The 22,238-nt window shown below is 70.8% G+C and carries 9 protein-coding genes; 2 read left to right on the top strand and 7 right to left on the bottom strand.

All coding sequences use genetic code 11. From position 1 onward, the window contains the following. The first annotated feature begins 57 nt into the window (after nt 1-57). Complete coding sequence (locus JNB62_RS14290; RefSeq protein ID WP_308291814.1) at nt 58-2,445, top strand: arylsulfatase; 2,388 nt, start codon at nt 58-60, stop codon at nt 2,443-2,445. Nucleotides 2,446-2,535: 90 nt separating this feature from the next. On the opposite strand, the gene JNB62_RS14285 is transcribed toward JNB62_RS14290, so the two are convergent. Further along, nucleotides 2,536-2,946, bottom strand: a complete 411-nt coding sequence (locus JNB62_RS14285; protein WP_220301562.1) for an MmcQ/YjbR family DNA-binding protein — start codon at nt 2,944-2,946, stop codon at nt 2,536-2,538. 133 nt (nt 2,947-3,079) lie between these two features. Here JNB62_RS14285 and JNB62_RS14280 point away from each other — a divergent pair, with 133 nt between their 5' ends. After that, nucleotides 3,080-6,427 (top strand): DUF5979 domain-containing protein, encoded by a 3,348-nt coding sequence (locus tag JNB62_RS14280; RefSeq protein ID WP_220301561.1) that lies wholly within the window; start codon nt 3,080-3,082, stop codon nt 6,425-6,427. A gap of 84 nt (nt 6,428-6,511) precedes the next feature. Here the strand turns inward: JNB62_RS14280 and JNB62_RS14275 are convergent, their stop codons facing one another. The 6 genes from JNB62_RS14275 to JNB62_RS14250 form a co-directional block, all read right to left on the bottom strand. Next, entirely contained in the window at nt 6,512-9,040 is a 2,529-nt protein-coding gene (locus tag JNB62_RS14275; protein ID WP_220301560.1) for a LuxR C-terminal-related transcriptional regulator, read from the bottom strand. A 220-nt stretch (nt 9,041-9,260) separates the two neighbouring features. Next, nucleotides 9,261-15,032, bottom strand: a complete 5,772-nt coding sequence (locus JNB62_RS14270) for a DUF7927 domain-containing protein (protein ID WP_220301559.1) — start codon at nt 15,030-15,032, stop codon at nt 9,261-9,263. 360 nt (nt 15,033-15,392) lie between these two features. After that, on the bottom strand, nt 15,393-16,370 hold the full coding sequence (locus tag JNB62_RS14265) for a hypothetical protein (protein ID WP_220301558.1): 978 nt from the start codon (nt 16,368-16,370) through the stop codon (nt 15,393-15,395). A gap of 20 nt (nt 16,371-16,390) precedes the next feature. Further along, complete coding sequence (locus JNB62_RS14260; RefSeq protein ID WP_220301557.1) at nt 16,391-18,028, bottom strand: fucose isomerase; 1,638 nt, start codon at nt 18,026-18,028, stop codon at nt 16,391-16,393. Beyond that, nucleotides 18,025-20,622 (bottom strand): GH116 family glycosyl-hydrolase, encoded by a 2,598-nt coding sequence (locus tag JNB62_RS14255; protein WP_220301556.1) that lies wholly within the window; start codon nt 20,620-20,622, stop codon nt 18,025-18,027. The genes JNB62_RS14260 and JNB62_RS14255 overlap by 4 nt, the downstream gene beginning before the upstream one ends. Continuing rightward, nucleotides 20,619-22,139, bottom strand: coding sequence for an FGGY-family carbohydrate kinase (locus JNB62_RS14250; protein WP_220301555.1), 1,521 nt, complete (start codon nt 22,137-22,139; stop codon nt 20,619-20,621). Before JNB62_RS14250 ends, JNB62_RS14255 begins: the two co-directional genes overlap by 4 nt. Nucleotides 22,140-22,238: the final 99 nt, after the last annotated feature.

The following is a 22,238-nucleotide window of genomic DNA, read 5'->3' as shown; positions in this document are numbered from 1 at the left end:
TCGGACTCACCGTACCGGTCGCGTCCTTCGTGGCGTTCCTTCCGCTCGTGTCGAGCAATGGATAGCGTCGAAGTGCGCCGTGCCCTCATGCGGCGCAACGCGAACGAAGGTGGAGTGAAGATGGCCGCAGAGTTCAACGGGACGATCAAGCTGGACGTCCGCGACTCGGTCGCGGACTGGGGTCCGTACGAACGCCCGAAGGCGCCGGAGGGCGCTCCCAACGTGCTGGTGATCCTGTACGACGACACCGGCATGGCGTCGTGGTCACCGTACGGGGGGCGCATCAACATGCCCACGCTCGATCGGCTCGCGGCGAACGGCCTCACCTACACGCAGTGGCACACCACCGCGCTGTGCTCGCCGACGCGCTCGACCTTCCTCACCGGCCGCAACCACCACGTCAACGGCATGGGCAACATCATGGAGGGCACCAACGGCTTCCCCGGGCTGTCGGGCCACATCCCGGAGTCGTGCGCGACGATCGGCCAGGTGCTGCAGAAGAACGGGTACTCGACGTTCTGGGTCGGCAAGAACCACAACGTCCCCGAGGAGGACGTCTCGACCGGCGGCAGCAAGGAGCAGTGGCCGCTCGCAATGGGCTTCGACCGCTTCTACGGCTTCCTCGGCGGCGAGACGAACAACTGGTACCCCGACCTGGCCGAGGACAACCACTTCATCGAGCCGCCGTACACGCCCGAAGAGGGCTACCACCTGTCGAAGGACCTCGCCGACCAGACGATCCGGCTCATCCGCGACCAGAACGCGTCGAACCCGTCGAAGCCCTGGTACACGTGGTTCTGCCCCGGCGCCAACCACGCGCCGCACCACGCCCCCAAGGAGTACATCGACAGGTACAAGGGCGCCTTCGACGACGGCTACGACGCGTACCGCGAGTGGGTGCTCGCCCGCATGGTGGAACGCGGCATCGTCCCCGCCGACACCGCCCTGACGCCGATCAACCCGATGCCCGAGGACCAAGCGAACGCGGCCGACTACGTCAAGCCCTGGGACACGCTGTCGGACGACGAGAAGCGCCTGTTCGCCCGCATGGCCGAGGTGTTCGCCGGCTTCAGCGAGTACACCGACGCGCAGATCGGCCGCATCATCGACTACCTCGAAGACTCGGGGCAGCTCGACAACACGCTCATCTTCTACTGCGCCGACAACGGCGCGTCGGGCGAGGGGTCACCGGACGGCTCGGTCAACGAGAACAAGTTCTTCAACGGCTTCCCCGACGACCTGAAGGAGAACCTCGACAAGATCGGCGTGCTCGGCGGTCCCGAGACGTACAACCACTATCCGACGGGGTGGGCGACGGCGTTCTCGACCCCGTTCCAGATGTTCAAGCGGTACTCGCAGTTCTCGGGCGGCACATGCGACCCGATGGTGATCCACTGGCCGGCGGGCATCAAGGCCAAGGGCGAGATCCGCCACCAATACCACCACTCGACCGACATCGTCGCGACGGTCCTCGACGTCATCGGCGTCGAGATGCCGTCGGTGTTCCGCGGCGTCGAGCAGCGCCCGCTCGACGGCGTCTCGATGAAGTACTCGTTCGACGCGGAACCCGACGGGCCCACCGCCAAGAAGGTGCAGTACTACGCGATGCTCGGCACGCGCGGCATCTGGAAGGACGGCTGGAAGGCCGCCGCCATCCACGCTCCGCTCACCGGCCACGGCCGCTTCGACGAGGATCGCTGGGAGCTGTACCACGTCGACGTCGATCGCTCGGAGTCGAAGGACCTCGCCGCCGAGCATCCCGAGAAGCTGCAGGAGCTCATCGACGCGTGGTTCGAAGAGGCAGAGAAGAACAACGTGCTGCCCCTCGACGACCGATCGGCCCGTGACCAGCTCACGATCGAGCGGCCGCAGAGCGAGCCGGCGCGCACGCGATACATCTACTACCCCGACACGACGGCCGTCGCCGAGAGCGTCGCGGTCAACGTGCGCGGCAGGTCGTACAAGATCATCGCCGACGTGATCCTCGAGGAGGGTGCCGAGGGCGTGCTCTTCGCCCACGGCTCGCGCTTCGGCGGGCACGCGCTGTTCATCAAGGACAACACGCTGAACTACGTGTACAACTTCCTCGGCATCCCGCCGGAGCAGACGTTCACCTCGGGCGCGCTGACGCCGGGCAAGCACGCCCTGGGCGTCGAGTTCGTCCGCGAGGGCGCCGGCGAGCACGGCGAGTCGCTGGGCACCGCCAGGCTCTACGTCGACGACCAGGTCGTCGCCGAGGGTCCCATGCGCGCACAGGTCGGCAAGTTCACGCTCGCCGGTGACGGCCTGTGCGTCGGCTTCGACAGCGGGGACTCCGTGAGCGGACAGTACTCCGGCGGCTTCCCCTTCACGGGCGGCAAGCTGCTCGGCGTCGGCGTCGACGTCAGCGAGGAGCAGTACCTCGACCTCGAGCTCGAGGCCCTCGCGGCGCTCGCGCGCGAGTGATCGCGGGCACGTTCCGACAGTGAGAGACCGGATGCCGCGGCTGCGGCATCCGGTCTCTCGTCGTTCCGGCGGCAGCGGCCGTCGCAGGGATCAGGCGGGCGGGTGCGCTGCCAGCCATTCGTTCGCGACCTTCTTCGTCACCTTCAGCAGCCACGCGTCGGTCACGACCTCGCGCAGCAGCTCAGCATCGATCGCGTCGAGCCTCAGCAGCACCGCCGGGTAGCCGTCGAAGTGCGGGATGGTGAAGAACACGTCGGGAAAGGTCTCGATGAGCGCGAGCTTGCCCTGCTCGCCGTCGGTGCGGACGCCAACCACCTCGCCGTCGGGCCACTCGCGGCCGATCGCGCTCAGCTGCTCGAGATCGCGGCCGCTGGGGCCTCGCTGCCAGACGAACACTCCGGTGGATGTCCGCCAGGTGACGGCGCGGCGCTGTCCGTCGACGCGTTCGACCACGCCGGGAAGATCGAGCGCGATGGCGCGCACATCGTCGAGATCCGCCATGGCCCCCATCATCCGCCTGTTCTGCTGCAGAGTCACGTGACGCCCGGGACCTGGTGTGGTGTACTGGCCACGACAGCGCCCGACTGCGTCGCACTGCCCCGGGGGAGACCAGGGTGTGCAAGAGGAGCATCCTGTGAGCACGACTGATCGTCCCCGCCTCCGTCGATTCCTGGCCGCAGCGCTCTCGACCGCCCTAGCCGCGACGGGAGCGGTCGCCGTGACCGCGCTTCCGGCCTCCGCCGCATATCCGGACTCGGTGAACCCGTTCGCCATCGCGGGCGGCTTCACGGTGTACGCCCGCGAGGACGCCCTCCTGCAGAATCAAGAGACAGAGGGCAGCATCGCCGTGGGCGGGACGGCGACGGTGCAGGGCAGCAGCGGCACGTACTCGATCATCCATGTGTCAGCCGGCACCGGGAACTACGACCTGCCCACCGTCGACGGTGATCCGACCCGCTTCCTCGTCGGGGAGTACAGCACCGACAGCACGGGCATCCTCGCGATCACGAGCGCGGGAACGGCGGATCCGGCGCTGTGGGGCGACCTGAAGATGGTGCAGCGCGACGGGCCCTGGCAGCCGTTCGCGCGGTCGGACTGGATCCGCCTGAACGAGAACCCCTCGAACCCCGACCAGACGCCGCTCATCGACGCAGTGCACCAGCAGTACCCCGAGAGCGCCGCGCCGCCGTCCGGCGCGACCGGCGGCGGCAGCATCTACACGGCGGACACGTCGAGCACCGCGGTCGCCGACTACGTCGAGGCGAATCGGCAGGCGTCGTGGGACGACGCGGCGGCCTGCTTCGCCGACATCGCCGACCCCGTCGGCGGCATCGGGTACGAGGTCGCCGTCGCGGAGGATGCGGGGGACCGCGTCGTCCTCGGGCCCCTGAGCGCCGACCAGCCCAATGTGCTGGACTACTCGCTGCTCGGCGGCGCCACGCTCATCCAGTTCTCGCCCGGCAGCCCGACACCGGGCACCGCCAATCCGCTGGTGATCCGCGTGCCCTCGGGCACGACAACGGTGACGGGCGCGCGCATCGACCCGCAGGGGCAGTACGCCCCGTACGTCGTGTGGGACCTGTCGCAGCTCACAGGCGACGTGGAGGTCACCGCCGGCCAGACCCGCATGGACGGCTCGATCTACGCCCCCGACGCGTCCGTCACGGTGACGGCGGCACCGCTGGACGGACAGGTGATCGGCCGCGACGTCACGATCAGGGGCGGCGAGGTGCACTCGTATCTGTTCGCGGGCGACATCCCGTGCAACGCCGTCAACGGCACCTTTACGGTGCGCAAGCAGCTGTCGGGCATCGAGGAGGCGGACCTGCCCGAGGGCACGACGTTCACCGTCAACTACCGCGCCGTCGACCCCGACGGCGAGGTGTCGGTCGGCAGCCTGGAGGTGCCCGCCGACGGCAGCCCCCTCGACGCGGGCGAGCTGTTCCCGGTCGGCACGGTCATCACGTTCGAAGAGATCGAGCCCGAGAGCGTGCCCGGATGGGAGTGGGGCGACGCGACGATCACGCCGAATCCGCTCACCATCGGCGAAGGCACGGCGGATGTCGTCGTCTCGAACACCGCGACGCAGCTCACCGGCACGTTCAGCGTCAGGAAGTCCATCGACTTCCTCGGCGGCGACCCGGTCGACGTTCCGGCGGGGGCGACCGTCCCCGTGCAGTGGACAGCGTGGGACGGCATCACCCAGATCGACGAAGGCACGCTGAACGTCCCGCTCGACGGCACGGTGGTGGACGTCGGCATCCCGTTTCCCGTGGGCACGCGCATCGTCCTCACCGAGGACCTGTCCGGCGTCACTCCGCCCGACGGCTACGAGTGGTCCGGTGTCGGCTGGGACCCCGGTCGCACGTTCGTCATCGGCGACGACGGCACGGTGGCCGTCGAGCTGACCAACGCGGTCACCCCCGTCGACGCCGAGCGCACCATCACGATCGTGAAGTCGGCGACGGGGGATGCCGCCGACCCCGCCTACGGCTACGCGGTGAGCTACAACACCGACCCGCCCGGCACCCGCACCACGATGGGCCTCCCGCTCGGAGATCCGCAGCCCATCGCCGACGTCGAAGCCGGAGCCGACACGCTCGAGCTCGCCGAGCTCGTGCCGACCCTGAATGGCGACCCCGTCGATCCCGCGGCGTGGGAGCTGCCCGTGATCGACGTCACGGTCGACGGAGTCACGACCACGTACCGGCCCGAGAACTTCGAGGGCGCCGGCCCACTCGACTCCGCGATCGTCGACATCCCGTTGCCCGAGGCGGGCGACATCTCCATCCAGGTCACCAACGCACTGCGCGAAGGCACGTTCACGCTCTCGAAGGCGTTCGAGGGCGTGCCCGCCGACCAGGTGCCGCCCGGACTCGAGTTCACGGTCGCCTGGACCGCGACCCTGCCGACCGGCGAAGTACGCACGGGCACGCTGCGCCTCCCGGGCGATGGGACCGCCGTCGGGCCGGTCGACGGGTCCGGCGAGCCGATGCTCTTCCCCTACGGCACGGTCATCACCTACGCCGAGCTCGCGCCGCCCGCGATCCGGAGCCTGACCTGGCTCGGCGCGCGGTTCTCCGCCGCGCAGCTCGTGATCGGCGAGGACGACCAGGCTGTCGTGCACGCCACACTGACGAACGACGTCTCGCTGCTGACGGGCACGTTCCTCGTGCGGAAGGATCTCGCGGGCATCGACCCGGACGAGCTGCTGACGGACTCGTTCACGATCGACTACGTCGCGCACGAGCCCGACCTGACAGTCACCGCCGGGCGGTTCACCATCCCCGCCGACGGCACGCCTGCGGGCCCCGTCGACGAGTCCGGCGCGACGATCACCTTCCCGATCGGCACGACGGTGCACCTCGTCGAAGAGACCCCCGACGCCTCGCTGCTCCCGCCCGGGTACACGTGGAGCGGTACGACCTGGACCCCGGGAAGCTCTGTCGTTGTCGGCCTCGGCGCGACGCCCGTGCTCGAAGTGACGAACTCCGTCGTCGCTCTGACACGCTGGGCCGTCACGAAGGTCGTCGCCGGCGACGGGGCCGCCAGCGTGCCGGAAGGCACCACCTTCCCGGTGGACTGGTGGATCGACGGCGAACAGCAGACGCGGGTCGAACTCGAGCCGAACGTGACGCTGTACTCGTCGTACTACCCGGTGAGCACCATCATCGAGGCGCAGGAGGTCGCACCCGCTCCGGTCGACGGCATCGACTGGGGCACGCCGACGTGGTCGGTCGGCGGCGAGACGCTGACGCCCGACACGCGTGGGCGGGTGACCCTGCCGATGTCCGAGACGAGCACGCCGCTGACGGCTGAGCTCACGCTGACCAACGTCGCCGACGCGCCGCAGCCCCCGACACCGCTTCCCGCGACCGGTGGGGGCGCGGTGTCGCCGCTCGTGCCGCTCGGGGCGCTGACCGCGATCGCACTCGGCGCGTTCCTGACGATCCGGCGCACGCGGCACGCGCAACGGATGTGACGAGTGGATGCCTCACCCCGGCCGATCACCGGCGGTGCGGCATCCACGCGGGCGTTCAGACCGGCGCTCGGGAGTTGCGGCGGGTCAGTGCGGCCGGTCGTCCGCAAGCAGGTGGTGGACGGCCGCCAGGCCGATGGCCTCTTCGCGCCCGGCCGCGCCCAGCTTGCGGTAGATGCTCCTGACCTGCGTCTTCACCGTGTTCGGCGAGACTCCGAGGGAGGCCGCGATCGCTGTGAGGGGCTGGTCGCTGGCCAGGGCGCGCAGGACGACGAGCTCGCGCTCGGTGAGCTCCGGCCTGCCGGCGGTCTCGGGCAGGACCGACTCGACGGCCGGGATGTGGCAAGGTGCGGCATCCCGGAGAACGTCCTGCACAGCGCGCGAGTCGGCAGGCGGAAGGGTCGCCAGCGGGAACCTCATCCCGCGGTCGCACAGCTGGGCCGCGAGGCTGTGCACCTCGCCGCCCGCCGCGGCCGCGCCTCCCGTGCGCAACAGCGCGGCCAGTCGCAGCGCGCTGGCGGAGGCGCCGAGGCGGGAGGTCGTCGGCCGCACGCGCGACTGGCTGAGGATGCGCAGCGTGTCGCGCGGGCGCCCGTCGACGAGGGCGACGCGCGCGCGATCCACGATCGTCTCGAAGCGGTCCTCGTGCCCGTCGCGGTGCAGCACGGACTTCGCCTCGGCGACGCGACCCTGCGCCAGCTCGAGGAGGACCCGCGCACGGGCGAGGCCTCGCCGTGCGCCGGCGCTGTGACCCTCGCGTCCGCGCAGCGCCACAAGCGATTCGAGTCGGGCCGCTCCGAGGGCGGCCTGCCCGCGACGCACGGCGACGAGGGCCTCGACGGTCGCCATCGCGATCCAGTGCTCGCTGGTGGCGTGGTGAGGAGCGAACGCGGCCGCGTGCTCGGCGGCACGCTCGCCGTCCGACTCCTCGACCGCGATGATGGCCTCGGCGACGCGGTAGAACGTGCCCTGGTAGCCGTCGAGGTAGCGTGCGCCCCACTCGCCTTCGCGGATGAGCTGCGCGTAGTGCCGTGCCTCCGGGAGGTCGCCGTTGAGGGCATGGATGCCGCTCAGCATCGACAGGTTGCTGATGGCGTGCTCTAGCTCGCCGGCCGCCGCCACCGCCGCGCCGTAGCCGAAGCACTCGATGGCCTGCCGGACATTGCCGCCGTAGTACAGCGAGATCCCGAGCTGCGCGCACAGCAGCGGCACCTGTGACGCGTACGGCTCCTTCTCGTCCTCGGGGGTGTCGGCGAGCACGCGCAGAGCCCGGACGGCGACCCCGGCCGCCCGCTCGTGCAGTCCCAGCATCCGCAGCGCCACGCTCTCGGCCACCCAGATGAACAGGCGGTCCGAGGTCGACACGTCGGTGCGTGGAGCGTTCGCCGCCGAGATGGCGACACGGAACAGCTGCAGGCCGCGCACCCGTCGCGCACGCACGGCGTTGTAGCAGACCGCGAGGATCATGACGAGCAGCGGCTCGTCGCGCAGACGCGAGAGCGGCAGTCCGCCCAGGATCCGCCGGATCTCCCTGCCGTGCTCGAGCAGCTGGAACCACGACGCCGTCACCACGTGACGCGCGAGCACGAGGTCGTCCACGTCGACGGCGATGCGCAGCGCGTCGACGGGACGCCCCGAGCGCAGCGACCAGTCCACGACCGCGCGCCGCAGCGCCGGCGCATCCCGCGGGAAGCGGCGCTCCAGCTCGCGCCGCAGCAGCAGGAGGGCGAACGGTGCGAAGGCGAAGATCCGCTCGGAGCCCTCGCCCGCCCACGCGCCGAATCCGTAGGTCTCGGCGTCGTCGAGATAGTGCACGGCCCGGGCGTCGCCGCTCAGCTCGCGCGCGAGAGCCGCATCCACCGCGTCGGCCGCGCTGATGCGCACGAGCGCCGAGATGAGGGCCGGGTCGTAGCCCGATCGGTTCACGCGGATCCGCATGTACTCCTCCACGGCTTCGACCGCCGACCGGAGCATGGCGTCCTCGTCGCCGCGGACCGCGCGCCGCGACAGGGCGTGGATGATCGCCGGGAAGCCGTTGGTGACGGCGAGGATCTCGTGCGCGGCATGGGCGTCGACGTCGAGCGCCCGACGGATCTCGTCCTCGTCGAACATCAGCTGCATCGGGGCGATGACCGACCTGTCGACCAGCAGCGCGACGCCGTCGCCGTCGAGCACCGTGCGCCTGTTGGCGGCCGCGATCACCCGCAGGCTGGCGACGGCGGCCACGGCTTCACAGAGCTCGACGAGCGCGTCGCGGTGCAGCGTGGCCGCGTCGTCCACCACGATGGTGAGCGGCGCCGCCGCCTCGGCCAGGGCGTCGCGAAGCGCGCGCCATCCCTCGCCCGTGTCCGCCATCGGGTGCTCGGGGCCACGGTCCTCCGGCGCTCGATCGCTCGGCATCCGATGCAGCCGGCGCGCGATCGTCCGCGCGAGTCCCGCGCTGTCGGCCGCTGCCGGGTCAGCGGTGATCCACAGCACGTTCTGGTCGGTGTGCTGCACCCACTCGCGCAGCACCACAGTCTTGCCGGCGCCGCACGCGCCGCGCACCACGGTCAGGGGCGCGCCCGCATCCAGGAGCTCGAGCAGTCGCGGCCGTGAGATGACGTCGGAGGGCACACGGGGCGCACCGACATCAAGCCGCTGCAGTAGCCACACGTCGAATTCAATCCTTCTTCTGGCCCCAGTCTTCTGTCGGTTCGGGGTCACGGTACGTCCGCGCCCTCCCGACGCGAACCCCGCTTGCGCTGTCGCGCTGCAGTCGCTAGGCGCGACGCGCTGCCGCGCCCCGCCTGGGTGGGGCGGAGCGCGGCAGCGATGCATCCATCAGGTCACGACGTCACCGCGCCGTCGGTTCCCGGCGCCGGCGCAGCACCAGCACTGCGGTGCCGACCAGCAGAAGGAGTGCAGAGAGGATGCCGGCGGCCCAGCTGATCGTGCCGCCCGTGATCGCGAGCGCCGGGGGTGGCGGTGCGGGCACGTCGTGCTCGGTCGTGCAGGTGCCCGCGGGGTCGCAGATGGCCCGCTCGTCACTGCTGGTCACCACGTTCCGCAGCTGAGCAGGTCCCGCGGCCGTCACTGTCACGGAGTACGTGATGGTGGCCGTCTGTCCGACCGCGAGGTCGCCGGACCACTCGAGCGTGTCGCCGTCGCGCGTCACGCTTCCGGCCGTGGCCGCCGCGTCGTCGTTGAACGATGCGTCGTCCAGGACCCCCGACAGGTCGTCCGACACCGTCGCGCCGGTGACGGCCCCCTCACCGCGCTGGGTGACGGTGACCGTGTAGGTCACGATGTCGCCGCTGTGCACGGTGCTGCCCGTGACCGGGTCGGCGGTCTTGGCGAAGACGTACCCTCCGGTCTTGTGGACCGTGCGGCATCCCTCGGTGCCGCCCGCCGCGGCGACGCACTCCCCTGCCGGCGACGGTGACGTGACCACGTTCGCGAGCGTGGTGTTGCCGGCCCCGGTCACCGTCACCGAGTAGGTGATGGTGACCGATTCCTCGACTCCGAGCGTGCCCGCCCAGGTCAGCGAGGTGCCGTCGACACCCGCCTCCCCCGCGGACGCGGTCACGTCCCCGTTGTAGTCCGCGTCATCCAGCACGTCCGACAGATCGTCGGTGAGGGATGCCGCGACCCCGGCCGGACCCACCTGGCGGACCACGACCGTGTAGGTGACAACATCACCGGCCTGAACATCGCTGTTGTGAATCGGGTCTGCCATCTTCGAATACTCGAACCGGCCGGTCTGGTGCGTGGTCGTGCACTCGGGGTTGCCGTCGGCAGCGGGCACGCACTCGCCGTTCTCGCCGGGCACCACCACGTTGGTGAGGGTCATGTCGCCGTCGCCGGTGACGGTCACGGTGTACGTCACCGTGACCACCGCGCCCGCCGGCAGATCGCCCGCCCAGGTGAGCGTGGCCGCATCGGCGTCGAAGGAGGCCTCTCCGGCCGACGCGGTCACCGCGCCGTTCCACGTCGCGTCGTCCAGCACCGCCGACAGGTCGTCGGTGAACGATGCGCCGTCGACTGCGCCCGGGCCGATCTGCGCGACCGTGACGGTGTAGGTGATCGCGTCGCCGACGGCGACGTCGCTGCCCGGAGCCGGATCGGACGACTTCGACACGGTGTACGCGCCGGTCTGGTGCGTCGTCGTGCACGTCGCCTCGTCCGAGCAGCCGGCGCTCGTCACCACGTTGGTGAGGGTCTTGTCGCCGTGGCCGGTGACCACGACGGAGTACGTGACGGTCACCACCTGCCCGACGGCCAGGTCGCCCGACCACGACACGGTGGGTGTCAAGAAGCCGACCATGCCGGCGGTGGATTCGAGGTCGTTGCTCCACTCGGCGTCATCCAGCACGTCCGACAGGTCGTCGGTGAACGACGCGTCGGTCACGGGCGCCTCGCCGATCTGCGACACCGTGATGGTGTATGCCACCGTGTCGCCGATCTGCACGTCGGATCTCGAGGCCGGGTCGCTGGACTTCACGACCGCGTACCGACCGGTCTGGTGCGTGGTCTCGCAGCCGGCGGCGGTCTCGCAGCCGGGAGACTGCACGACGTTGCCGATCTCGGTGTCGCCGGCGGCTGTGACCGTCACCGAGTACGTCACCTCGGCGACGTCACCCGGGCCCAGCTCGCCCGACCACGAGATCGCCCCCGTCGCCGGATCGAACGTCGCCGTGCCGGCATCCGCCGACAGATCGTTGTTGTAGGCGGCGTCGTCGAGCACGCCGGCCAGGTCGTCGGTGAAGAACTGCCCCACCACGCGACCCTCGCCCGACTGCGTGACGGTCACCGTGTACGTGATGACGTCGCCGACCTGCACGTCCGAGCCCGACGCCGGATCCGACGACTTCACCGTCGTGTACGTGGCCGTGTACTGCTCGGTCTCGCACGCCGCCTGCGACGCGCAGCCGTCGCTGGTCACGACGTTGTGCAGATGCGTGTCTCCGGCACCGGTCACGGTCACCGAGTACGTGATCCTCACGACCTCGCCGACCGCGAGACCACCCGACCATGACAGCAGCTGTGTCGCGGGGTCGAACGATGCCGTTCCGCCGTCCGCCGCCTCGTCGGAGTTCCACGTGGCGTCATCGAGAACGTCCGACAGGTCGTCGACGAAGGTCGCGCCCTGGTATGCCGCCTCGCCGCGCTGCGACACGGTGACCGTGTACTCGATCGTGTCGCCGATCTCGACGTTCGCGCCGTCCGCCGGGTCGGAGGACTTCACGACGTCAAAGGCCGAGATCGGATGCTCCACCGGCGGGCAGCCCGCCTCGGGGCAGCCCGGGCTGGTCACGCCGTTCACGAGCGTGTAGCTGCCGCCCGATGCGAGGGCTGCGGCATCCTTCACCGTCACCGTGTACGTGATCGTCGCGACCCCGCCCACGGGTACCGTGCCGCTCCACGACAGCACGCCGTCGACCACGGCGGCCGTGCCGATCGACGCGGTGGGCCCGGCCGTCAGGTCTGCGTCGTCCAGCACCTCGGCGAGGTCGTCGGCGAACTCCGCCGGCGCGGGAGCCGTCCCCTCCTGCGTCACGGTGACGGTGTACGTCACCTCGTCGCCCGGGTGCAGCACCGTGCCTGCCGCGGGGTCGGACGACTTCGCGACGGCGTAGTTCACGACCTCGATGCCGGCCGGGTCGCAGTTGATCGTCGGTGCGATGCCGGAATCGTCGGGGATCGCGGCGGAGGCGCAGGCGGTGTTGACCACGTCGCCGCCCTGGACCGTCATCGTGTACTCGTGCACCTCATCGTCGCCGGGCGCCAGCTCGTCGACCGTGAACGCCCCCTCCGGGACGCGGTCGTCGGTGATCCGCAGGTCGCGCAGCGTACCCTGACCCGTGTTCGTGATCACGATGCGGTACGGCACCTCGTCGCCCACTCGGTACGTCGGGTAGTCGGTCACGTCGTTCGCGTCGCGCCACGTGCCGTCGGCATCCTGCACGTACTTCTTCAGCGAGGCGGAGTAGTAGTTGGCGACGGTGATGGGCGCCGACGTGCGCATCACCAGCGCGGTGTGCTCAGCACGGGCCTGAGCCCGGTTGACGAGCGTGTCGCCGCCCTCGACGCCCTCGGTCGCGATCGTGACCGTGAACCGCTGGGTCGCACCCGCCGCGAGCTCCGGCCCGATGACGCGCACGGCCGTGGCGTCCGCGGCGAACGTCGTCGACCACCCTGCGGTGCTGCCCGCGGGGTCGCCCGCCGCGCCGTTGGAGGCGTCGGCCGGGTCGTCCGAGAGCGTCGCCGGGTCGGCGGTCGTGTAGTACACGGTCGCGCCGGGTGCGGCATCCACTCCCGTCAGCTCGTACGAGCCGGCGAAGTCGGTGCCTCGCGCGTCGCCCACGTACGGGAGGATGTCGATCGTGTCGGTGAACTCCTGCGGCAGCGGGTCGAACGACCGCAGCGTCACCGTCCACGAGCCCTCGCCGGTCCCTTCGCCGTCGACGTTGGGGATGAACGGCGAGTCGGCGACCTTGCCGATCTCGGTGTAGCCGTCGGTCGCGACGGTCACCTGTGCCGAGTGCGACTTCGTGATGCCGCCGTAAGACGCCGACACCGCATTGGTGAGCGCCTGGCCGGGAGTGACCGAGCCGTCGGCGACGGCCTGGTAGGTCAAGGCATGGTCCGCGTTGGTGGTCACGCCGTCGAGCGTCCACGTCAGCACCTGCTGACCCGAGCCGTTCGTCGAGACCACGGGCTCGGGGCTCGCCGTCCCCGCCACGTAGGTGACGCCGACGGGGAGCGTGTCGACAAGCTGGAAGCCGTCGACCGTGGCCGGCACGGCGCCCGCACCGTTGGCCGAGTAGGTCAGCGTGTACGTCGCGGGGTCGCCGGGGCTGACCACCGCACGATCGACCGACTTCACGACCCAGGGAGTCGCGCTCACCACGCGCAGGACGTCGCGGTAGCCGTAGGTGTACGGGTAGCGCCAACCGGGCGTGGGCGAGATCGGACCGAGGATCTCAGAGGCGTCCGTCCAGTAGGGCAGGCCGTTCGCGTCGTCGAGGATGCTCTGCATGAAGCTCCACACGTGGGTTCCGGCGGGTGTGTCCGGCTTGATGTCGACGTACACGACCGGAGTGATGCTGGCCGCCTTCGCGTACGCCTCAGCCTGACCCTGGCTCATCATGACGCGCACGGCGCGGACCTGCGTCGGGTCGGCGGGCAGGGTCGTGCTCCACTCGGGTCCGACGTCGCCGCAGAAGAACGCATCGGGGTCGTAGCTCGGGCTGTCCGGGTTCAGCGTCGGCGCGGAGCCCGTGTAGTACTCGATGGTCGCGCCCTGGACGCCCGCGGGGCCGGGGTTCCCCCATTCGACACGGTCGAAGGTGACGTACCTGGTGTCCAAGGCGGAGCACATGCCGACCGGCTGCGTGTCAGGGCGATCCGGCCAGCGCTGCCATCCGGTGTCCATGTACTGGCCGACCTCGGTGCCCGCCGACACCCGGTACGTGAGGTCCCACGTGGTGCCACCGCTGTTCGTGTATCCGCGGCCCCACCCGGACGAGTAGGTGCCGAGGAGAGTCCACGACTTGGACTCGGTGTTGTTGGCGGGGTCGTCCTGCGCGGTCGCCCCGGCCACCGACGTGTACACCGGCGCGTTCGAGGTGAGCATCGCCGAACCCGCCTGCGTGGTGAGGATGCGAACCCAGATCGACCCCGACGCCACCGCCACCTCACTGACGGGGAGGCGATTGCCGGCCGAGTCGCGGGTCGGCGGGTCGGCGGGCTCGTAGTCGATGCCGGAGAGGGTGAGGCGGAACTGTCCGGGCACACCCGTGGGAACGATGGTGCAGCTGTCGACGAACCCCGTCATCTGGTCTGCAGGATGGCTGCCTCCGGACCACGGATGCCCGGTCGCGGCCAGGGGGATGTCGAAGGGCGTGCACGCCTGCGGCGCGATCTGCACGGCGCCGCCCTGCGGCGACACGATCGACACATCGTACGTGACCGTCTGCGGTCCGGGGTCGCTGCCCACCTGGGTGACGAGCGTCCATTCGAAGTCGGTCTCGAAGAAGCCGGTGCCCTGCGCGATCGACGAGGTGCCCGCGTTCCAGCGGATGTCCATGCCGAAGACGTTGACGACCTCGATCGGCGACAGCGACGCCGTCTGTCCGCCGATGGCGCCCTCCGCACTCACCTGCGAGCCCGTCCCGCCGTCGACGACGATCGGCGCCTGCAGAACCACCGCGGTGCCCTCCTGGCGCGTGCCGAGGTTGCAGGTGAGCGTCCGGCCGTCCTCCGACACTGCCGAGACGGGATCGACGCCTCTCGTCAGGCAGAGGTTCGGCACCGCCGGGAAGCGGCCGTTCTCGGCCGTGATCGTCACGGTCACGTCGTCGACGGGGTCATTGTCGGGTGCGGGCGCGTCATCGTTGAGATTGACGTGCCAGACCCCGGTGACGACGTCGCCGTTGCGGACCGTGGACGGCGTGCCGTCGGCCCAGGCCGCGTCGATCTCGTACACGGTGGCGGCTTGCGCCCCGACAGCCGGGACGACCGACAGGACGACGGCGGTGACTGCCGTCATCACGGCGGCGAGGAACGGCGCCCGACCGACACGCGACCGCGTGGACGGGTGCGGGCTCGCCGGGATTTCAGGCATGAACAGACGACGGTGCAAAGCTTCCCCCCTGTTGGACGCTCCGGTCGTGCGGCGAGATCGACGCATTTCCTGAAACGTTCCTATCGGGAATCTGAGAAGACTCTCACGTCTATCACCCGGTCTTTCACCCGGTCCCATGGTGCTCGGGTCCAACCTCGTCGCAGACAGGGGATGGCCCCACCGGCTGGGGTCCGGTGGGGCCGTGCCGAGGCTCGGGTGCGCCTCGGTGGGTGGCGACTGGGGACCGCCACCAGGGAGGGCCGTGCTGCGGGAGGTCTGCAGCCCGGCTGCTTCGGTTCTATCAACGGATCGGCGTGCAGCCCGCAGCTTTCACCCGCGCTTTCACCTCGCCCAGACGGGTCAGGACTCGTGCGACAGCGGCTCTGCCGAGAACGCGAATGCGCGCCCCTGCCGGAACGGCTCGACGAGCTCGAAGTTCTCGAACGCGATGCCACCGGGGATGGGCGCCTGGCTCATCCAGTACGTGTACCGCCCGTTGACCTGGGCGACGAGGGCCGGGTCGGGATCCTCGACGCGCCACGTCTGCACCGCAGGCACACCGACGTAGCTCCAGTGCGCGGCGGTGCCGGGGGCGTGGGCGGCCAGATGCGGCTCCGCCTCATCGGGCACCGCCGACACCGAGACGGCACCGGTCTCATCGCGCCTCAGCCGGTCGATCCCGAAGCGTGCGTGCTCGGCGAAGTGCACGCCGGTGTACTCCGGCCACAGGTCCGCGGCGCGCACCTCGCCGTCTGCGAGCCGCAGCGTGCGCAGGCGCGCCCAGTTGCCCATCGTTGCCGACAGGACGCACGCCTTCAGCTCCACCGAGGACTCGCGCCGGTACGCGGCGACCGAGATCTCGTGCGGACGGTCGGCGCGGAACATCGCCCGCACCCACACGTCGGCGCCGTTCTCGAACGGCTCGACCACGATGTCGACCGACAGCGTCTCGACACCGTCGACGACCGCCACGACGCCGCGCGACGGTTCGCGGGGGTCACGCAGCCCGCCGCCGTCGGGGTCGTCGGAGGACCACAGCCGCAGCCCGGGCACGTCGTCGAGGCGGCTGCGCTCCAGCTCGGAGTAGCCGCGCTCGGTGCTGCCGGCCGGGATCGGCTCGACCGCGATGAAGTTCAGCAGCCGGTCCCGAGGCTGGCCGAGGTACGGCGTGTACAGGCGCAGCAGACCGCGCGGACCGCCGATCGGCGGCAGTCCGAGCTGCAGCCCATCGGGGTGGCCCCACCGCGGCTCGCGCGGGCCGTCGACGGGCGCGGGCCGCAGCCAGCGCCCGTCGACGACGGCCTCGGCCCATTCCCGGCCGTCGACGTCGTGCGGCATCCCTTCGTCCTCGCGGCGCGTCACAGCGCGTCGACGCGGCCGATGAGGTGCACCCGGATGCCCATGCGGTCGAGCATCGCGGCCTTCGCCACGAGCGCCTTGTCGGCGGTCTCGGCATCGGGTGCGTAGACGACCTGGGCGTGGTTGGCCTTGTGCCGCGCCATGAACTGGTCGCGCGTGACGTCGTGCAGCACGACGTGCGCGATCGGCCACTCGGGGTTGGTGGCGTCCTTGCGGCGCTGCGTCTCTTCGGCGGGAAGCTCGACGACCGTTCCGCGGAAGATGTCGGCCTGCAGCACGCCGTCGGCGATGTAGACGCGCGACAGGACGACCTCGCCCGGCTTCGAGACGCCGTTGATCGTCGACCCGCCCGCGGGGAAGAACACCGGGCCCTGGCGCCAGCCCTCGGCCTTGTCCCAGCCGCCGAGGTGCGAGGCGGGCACCGATCCCGAGATCTCGTACACCCACACGAACTCGCCGTCGTACTCCTCGCCCCATCGGACGTCGTGCAGGGTGTTGTCGGGCACGAGGCCCATGGCCGTCCACACGCGGTCGGTGACGAGCGCGTCGACGGCGACACCCTCGTCGGCCTCGTTGAAGTGCGGGAACGCGCGCCCGGCGAACAGCTCGCGCGAGCCGTCGCGCGAGAGCACCGGAGGACGCTCTGTCGAGTTGATCATGCCTTCGGCGAGATCGGATGCCGGCACCAGATCCTTCAGGCCCTGCTGGTACTGGATGCCGACGGCGTCGAGCCCGAAATCGTCGGCGATGCGCAGCGCGGCGATGTACATCTTCAGCTGCCACCGCACCTGAGCCTCGGTGAGCTCGGTGGCCTCGTCGGTGCCGAAGCGGAACGTCATGCCGCGGTCGGTCAGCCAGTCGCGCGCGGCGTCCGCCTCGGCATCCGTCACGTTCAGCATCTCGGCGTACAGCGCCGACTGCGACAGCCGCTCCTTGTAGATGCCGGTGCGGTTGAGCAGCTCGTCGTCGAAGATCGCGTTGTACATGCCCATGCAGCCCTCGTCGAACACGCCGATGATGGCCTTGTCGGCCAGAAGCTGGTCGCCGAGCGCGCGGCCGAGGGCGACCTCGGGCGTGTCGGGGAGCTCGGGCAGCGGGCGCACGTGCGACGCGTCGTGGGTGATGGTGCCGGTCTCGGTCCACTCCTTGATGCCGTCCTTGAACCAGTCGTCGGTGAAGTCGACCGACCAGATGGAGGCGTACTCCCTGCCCATCTTGGTGAGCCCCGCGTTGAGGCCGAGCAGGCCGACGAGTCCCGGCCAGTCGCCGGCGAAGTTCGCGACGGTGAGGATCGGGCCCCGGTGGGTCCGCAGCCCCGCCAGCACATGGTGCGAGTACTGCCACACCGCTTCGGCGACGACGAGCGGCGCATCGGACGGGATGTTCTTGAACACCTCGAGGCCCATCCGCTGGCTCGAGATGAAGCCGTGCCCGGTCGCGGGGTCGACGTCGTTGGCGCGGATGACCTGCCAGCCGAGGTCGTTCAGCACGCCGGTGACGCCCGCTTCGAGCTCGACCTGCGTCGGCCACCCCGCGGCGTTCGCCGACTCGCGCAGGTCGCCTGACGCGATCAGGTAGGCGGTCTTCGGCGGCACGGCCTGGTGCTCGCGGACGGGGGGAAGGGCGTAGCCGGTCATGTGGTCTCCTGAGGTGAGGGGTCTGCGACGGCGGACGGGCGAGCGGTGACGCTCTCGCCGGCCGTCAGGATGAGGGGGTGGGCGCCGTCGACGTGCACGGGGCGACCGCGCAGCTCGAGACGATCCAGGGTGAGCGTTCCGCCGTCGACGCGGAGCGTCACCTCGTCGCCGTCGACCTCCACGCGTCCCCAGGCGCCGCCGGCGGTGAACAGCCCGCGGAACGGGCCGGCGGCAGCCGGGTCGAACGAGAGGCTGCGGGCCGGGGCATCCCACTGCACACCGCTGAAGGCGAGCAGCAGCGCCCACGACGCGAGCGAGCGGGCGTAATGGTTGCCGCACTCGATCTCGTTCCACGGGCTGCGGTACTCGCCGTCGTAGCGGGCGCGCAGCGTGCGCTCGACGGCGAGCGCGTCGTCGACGAGACCCGCGTAGGCGAGGGATGCCGCCACCTGATGCTCGATGCCCGTCCAGACCTCATCGGAGTAGACGAACGGGATCGCGGGTCGTCCGCCGCGCGGCCACGAGGCGAGAAGCAGCCCGCCCTCGTCGTTCAGGGCGTACACGCGCTGCGTGCTCTCGTGCGCCGACAGGTCGGTGCGGAAGTTGTGCGTGACGATCGCACCGAGGGCGCTGCGCAGGCGCTCCCGCGGAAGCAGGTCGCCGAGGCCGTTGATCCACGCGTGGAACTGGCCCAGCAGCTGGTCCGAGAGCACGCCCTCGCCGTACTGGTAGCGGTGGGCGTCGACGTCGTCGATCACCTGCCGGTAGTACTCGCCGTTCCACAGCACGTCGTCCATGCCCAGAGCGACCCGGTCGGCCCGGTCGAGCCAGTCCGCCGCGCGGGCCGTGTCGCCGAGATGCGCGGCCATGCGTGCGCCCGCGCGCAGCGCTGCGGCGAACATGCCGTTGGCGAGCGGGTCGATGCCGTGGAACTCGATGTCGTACGTGTTGTGCAGCTCGCCGTCGAGCAGGCTGTCGCCGTCGCGGTCCCATTCCCGGATCGCGTGCTCGAGCGTGCGCACGGCCGCGGGCCACGACTCGCGCAGGAACGCGTCGTCTCCTGAGAAGCGCCACTCGCGGTGCAGGCGCAGGAAGGTGCCGAGCTGTCCGTCGACCGCGGGCCCCATGAACCATGGCTCCCCGCCGAACACGCGGTTGCTGCGGAACTTCTGCGCACCGGCGTCGTCGGTCTCGAGCAGGAACTCGACGCGGCGCGCACTGCGCTCCAGCGACGGGAACAGCCACGCCATCGTCTGCGCGTACGACCACACGTGCGTGCACGTGCCCTCGCACGAGCCGACGTGGTAGAACGACCCCTCCCACGCGGCGAGCACCGGTCCGTCGCCGAGATCCGGGTTCGGCGTCTCGACGACGAACGCCGTGGTCGACCGCGTCGCCGCGATGTTCGCGCCGACGGCGTCGGCGATCACAGGGTCGAGCGTGCCGCCGTAGAGCGCCTCGACGAACGCGAGCGTGGTCGCCTCGAGCGCGGGCAGCTCGCGATGCAGATGGGATGCCGCACCCCACGCGTCCGGCCACAGCACGGCGTACCGGTTGCGCACGATTCCCGGGTCGGAGCGATCGTCGGCGACGATGTTGCCGCGCCACGAGCGGACCCGGTTCGGGAAGCTCCACGCGAGCACGAACTCGAAGTCGCGGCTCTCGCCCGGTGCCAGCTCGTGCACGATCCCGAGCGAACCGGTGCGCAGGCGCGGCAGGCGCTCGAACAGCTCCTCCTCGCTCATCGGCCCGGCCGTGGCGGAGTCGGCGAACAGTCCGCGCGGGCGGTCCTCGAGCGTCAGGCGGGGCTCGGGCTGCAGCATCCCATCGTCCGACAGGTCGCTCCAGAACAGGCGCGCGCCGTCGGGCCAGAACCCGGTGACCCATTGCGGCTTCGCAGTGGTGGACTCGTCGGTGGTGGTGAGGCTCAGCGTGCCGTAGCCGGGGTCGTCCTCGGGCAGCCGGATGCCGAAGTCGAGGCCGCGCACGCCGTCCTCGTCGCGCCAGCGCACCGTCTGCGGCGCGCGCATGCCGAACGGCCCGTCGCCGCGGCCCGCGGTGTGGCTGACGCTGCCTGCCACGGTGACGCGCACGCGGCGGTCGGCAGGGTTGGTGACGCGGTACCGCAGCACGGCGGCGGGGATGCCGGACGCATCGGCGTCGAGCGGCACGAGCGGCGTGAACGCCCGCAGCGACACGTCGACCGGCAGCACATCGTCGTCGAAGTCGATGTCGACGACGGGGTAATCGCCGTGCATGGTCGCGCCCCGCAGCCGGGGAAGACCCGCCTGCCACTCGAACAGGAAGCCCGCGTCGATGTCGCGGCGCCCCGTGATGCGCGCCTCCAGCACGCGGGTGACGGAGGCGCCGGCATCCGCGCCGTCGTCGCCCAGGGGCGCGGCATGGATCGCGAAGAACGAGTACGGGTTGATCCGCCCCTTGTCGGGCGCGTTCTCGAGCTCCCAGTCGCGCAGCTCGCCGCGAGCGCCCAGCGACACGTTCCCCGTGCCGATGCCGCCCAGTGGGAACGCCGCTCGCTCGGCGGTGTGCGGGATGCCGCGTGCCCGCCGTCGCGGGTCGGTCCGGCCGGTCATGCCATCGCCTCCTGAGGCAGCGCCTGACGCTGCTCGGCGGCGAGCTCGTGGACGAGCTGCTTCGTCGAGTCGTACAGGCGCAGGTAGCGGTCGAAGAGCTCGTCGTAGTACGCGCGAGCGTCCGGGTCGGGGTGCACCGTCAGTGCGACGGGATTCCAATCGGCGATGCGGGGCGTCACGTCGGCCGTCGCGGCCGCGGCCAGGAATGCCGCGCCGTAGCTCGCGCCGATCGTCGTGCGCGGCACCTCCTGCACGAGACCGGTGGCGTCCGAGACGATCTGCAGCCAGAGGTCGCCCTGCGTGCCGCCGCCGACGGCGACGATGCGCCGGATGTCGGCCCCCGCCGCGCGCATGGTTTCGACGTTGTGGCGCACGCCGAGCGCCGTGGCCTCCAGCGCGGCGCGGTACAGGTCGCCCCGCGTGTGGTCGAGGGTGAGCCCGGCGATCACTCCGCGCGCGTCGGGGTCCTGGATCGGCGTGCGCTCGCCCGCGAAGTACGGCAGCAGCACCAGCCCCCGCGCGCCGCGCCCCGAGACCTCGGCCTCGGCGAGGAGCGCCGGGTAGTCGGCATCCGTCATCCCCTTCAGCCACGCGGTCAGCGCGCCAGACGTCGCGAGCCCGCCGGCGAGGTTGCGGGTGCCGGGGAACGCACCGACGGTCGTCCACATCGAGGGCGTGCGCAGGGTCTCGGTGCCGGTCGCGATGAGGAACATCGTCGTGCCGTACATGAGCATGAGGTCGCCGTCCTCGTGCGCGCCGACGCTCACCGCCTCGGTCCACGCATCGACGGTCCCCGTGATGACGGGAGTGCCGGAAGGGATGCCGGTGGCCGCGGCCGCGGCATCCGTCACGGTTCCCGCCACCTCGCCCGCCCACGCCAGGCGAGGTGCCTCGATCCCGGGGGCGCAGCGACGCCACCACGGCTCGTGCCAGACCTCGGCCTCGACGTCGTACAGGGGGGAGCACTGACTGGCGGACTGGTGGTCGAGCACATAGGCGCCGGTGAGCCGGCGGACGAGCCACGACGCGGGCATGAAGAGCCTCCGCGCGCGGGCGTAGGCCTCGGGCTCCTCGTCGGCGATCCACACGATCTTGGGGCCGGCAGCCTGTGACGTGAGCGTCGAGCCGCCGATGCGGACGATCTCGTCGGCGCCGAGCTCGTCGGTCAGACGCGCGATCTGCGTGCCCGAGCGCATGTCGACGCCGTAGAGGATGGCCGGGCGCACCGGCTCGTCCTGCTCGTCGGCCAGCAGGACGCAGGGGCCCATGCCGCTCACCCCCACGGCGGTGATCTCGGGGTCGATCCCCTGCTCCCGCGCACGTTCGGGCAGCTCACGGGCGAGCGACACGAACTCGTCCCACCACAGGCGCGCGTCCATCTCGACGTGGCCGGGCCGCGGACGCGACACGTCGTGCGCGCGGGCCGCGGTCGCGACGATGCGACCGCTCTCGTCGACGAACACGCCCTTGCTGCTGGACGTGCCGATGTCGACACCGAGCGTGCAGCGGACGGTCATCGCATCCTCCTCGATCGCGACAGCGCCTGCGACGCGGACGGCGTCGGGCGAATGCGTCCACTGTAGACGAAATCGATTTCATGATCAACCGCACGAAAG

This window comes from Microbacterium jejuense (genome assembly GCF_019511665.1).
Classification (GTDB): Bacteria; Actinomycetota; Actinomycetes; order Actinomycetales; family Microbacteriaceae; genus Microbacterium; species Microbacterium jejuense_A.
This window is presented reverse-complemented; position numbering and strand designations above follow the sequence as displayed.

Coding starts and splice junctions, on each gene's coding strand:
- JNB62_RS14265 (WP_220301558.1), bottom strand. CDS start 16,370: ATGCCGCACGACGTCGACGGCCGGGAATGGGCCGAGGCCGTCGTCGAC.
- JNB62_RS14260 (WP_220301557.1), bottom strand. CDS start 18,028: ATGACCGGCTACGCCCTTCCCCCCGTCCGCGAGCACCAGGCCGTGCCG.
- JNB62_RS14270 (WP_220301559.1), bottom strand. CDS start 15,032: ATGCCTGAAATCCCGGCGAGCCCGCACCCGTCCACGCGGTCGCGTGTC.
- JNB62_RS14290 (WP_308291814.1), top strand. CDS start 58: ATGGATAGCGTCGAAGTGCGCCGTGCCCTCATGCGGCGCAACGCGAAC.
- JNB62_RS14285 (WP_220301562.1), bottom strand. CDS start 2,946: ATGGCGGATCTCGACGATGTGCGCGCCATCGCGCTCGATCTTCCCGGC.
- JNB62_RS14250 (WP_220301555.1), bottom strand. CDS start 22,139: ATGACCGTCCGCTGCACGCTCGGTGTCGACATCGGCACGTCCAGCAGC.
- JNB62_RS14255 (WP_220301556.1), bottom strand. CDS start 20,622: ATGACCGGCCGGACCGACCCGCGACGGCGGGCACGCGGCATCCCGCAC.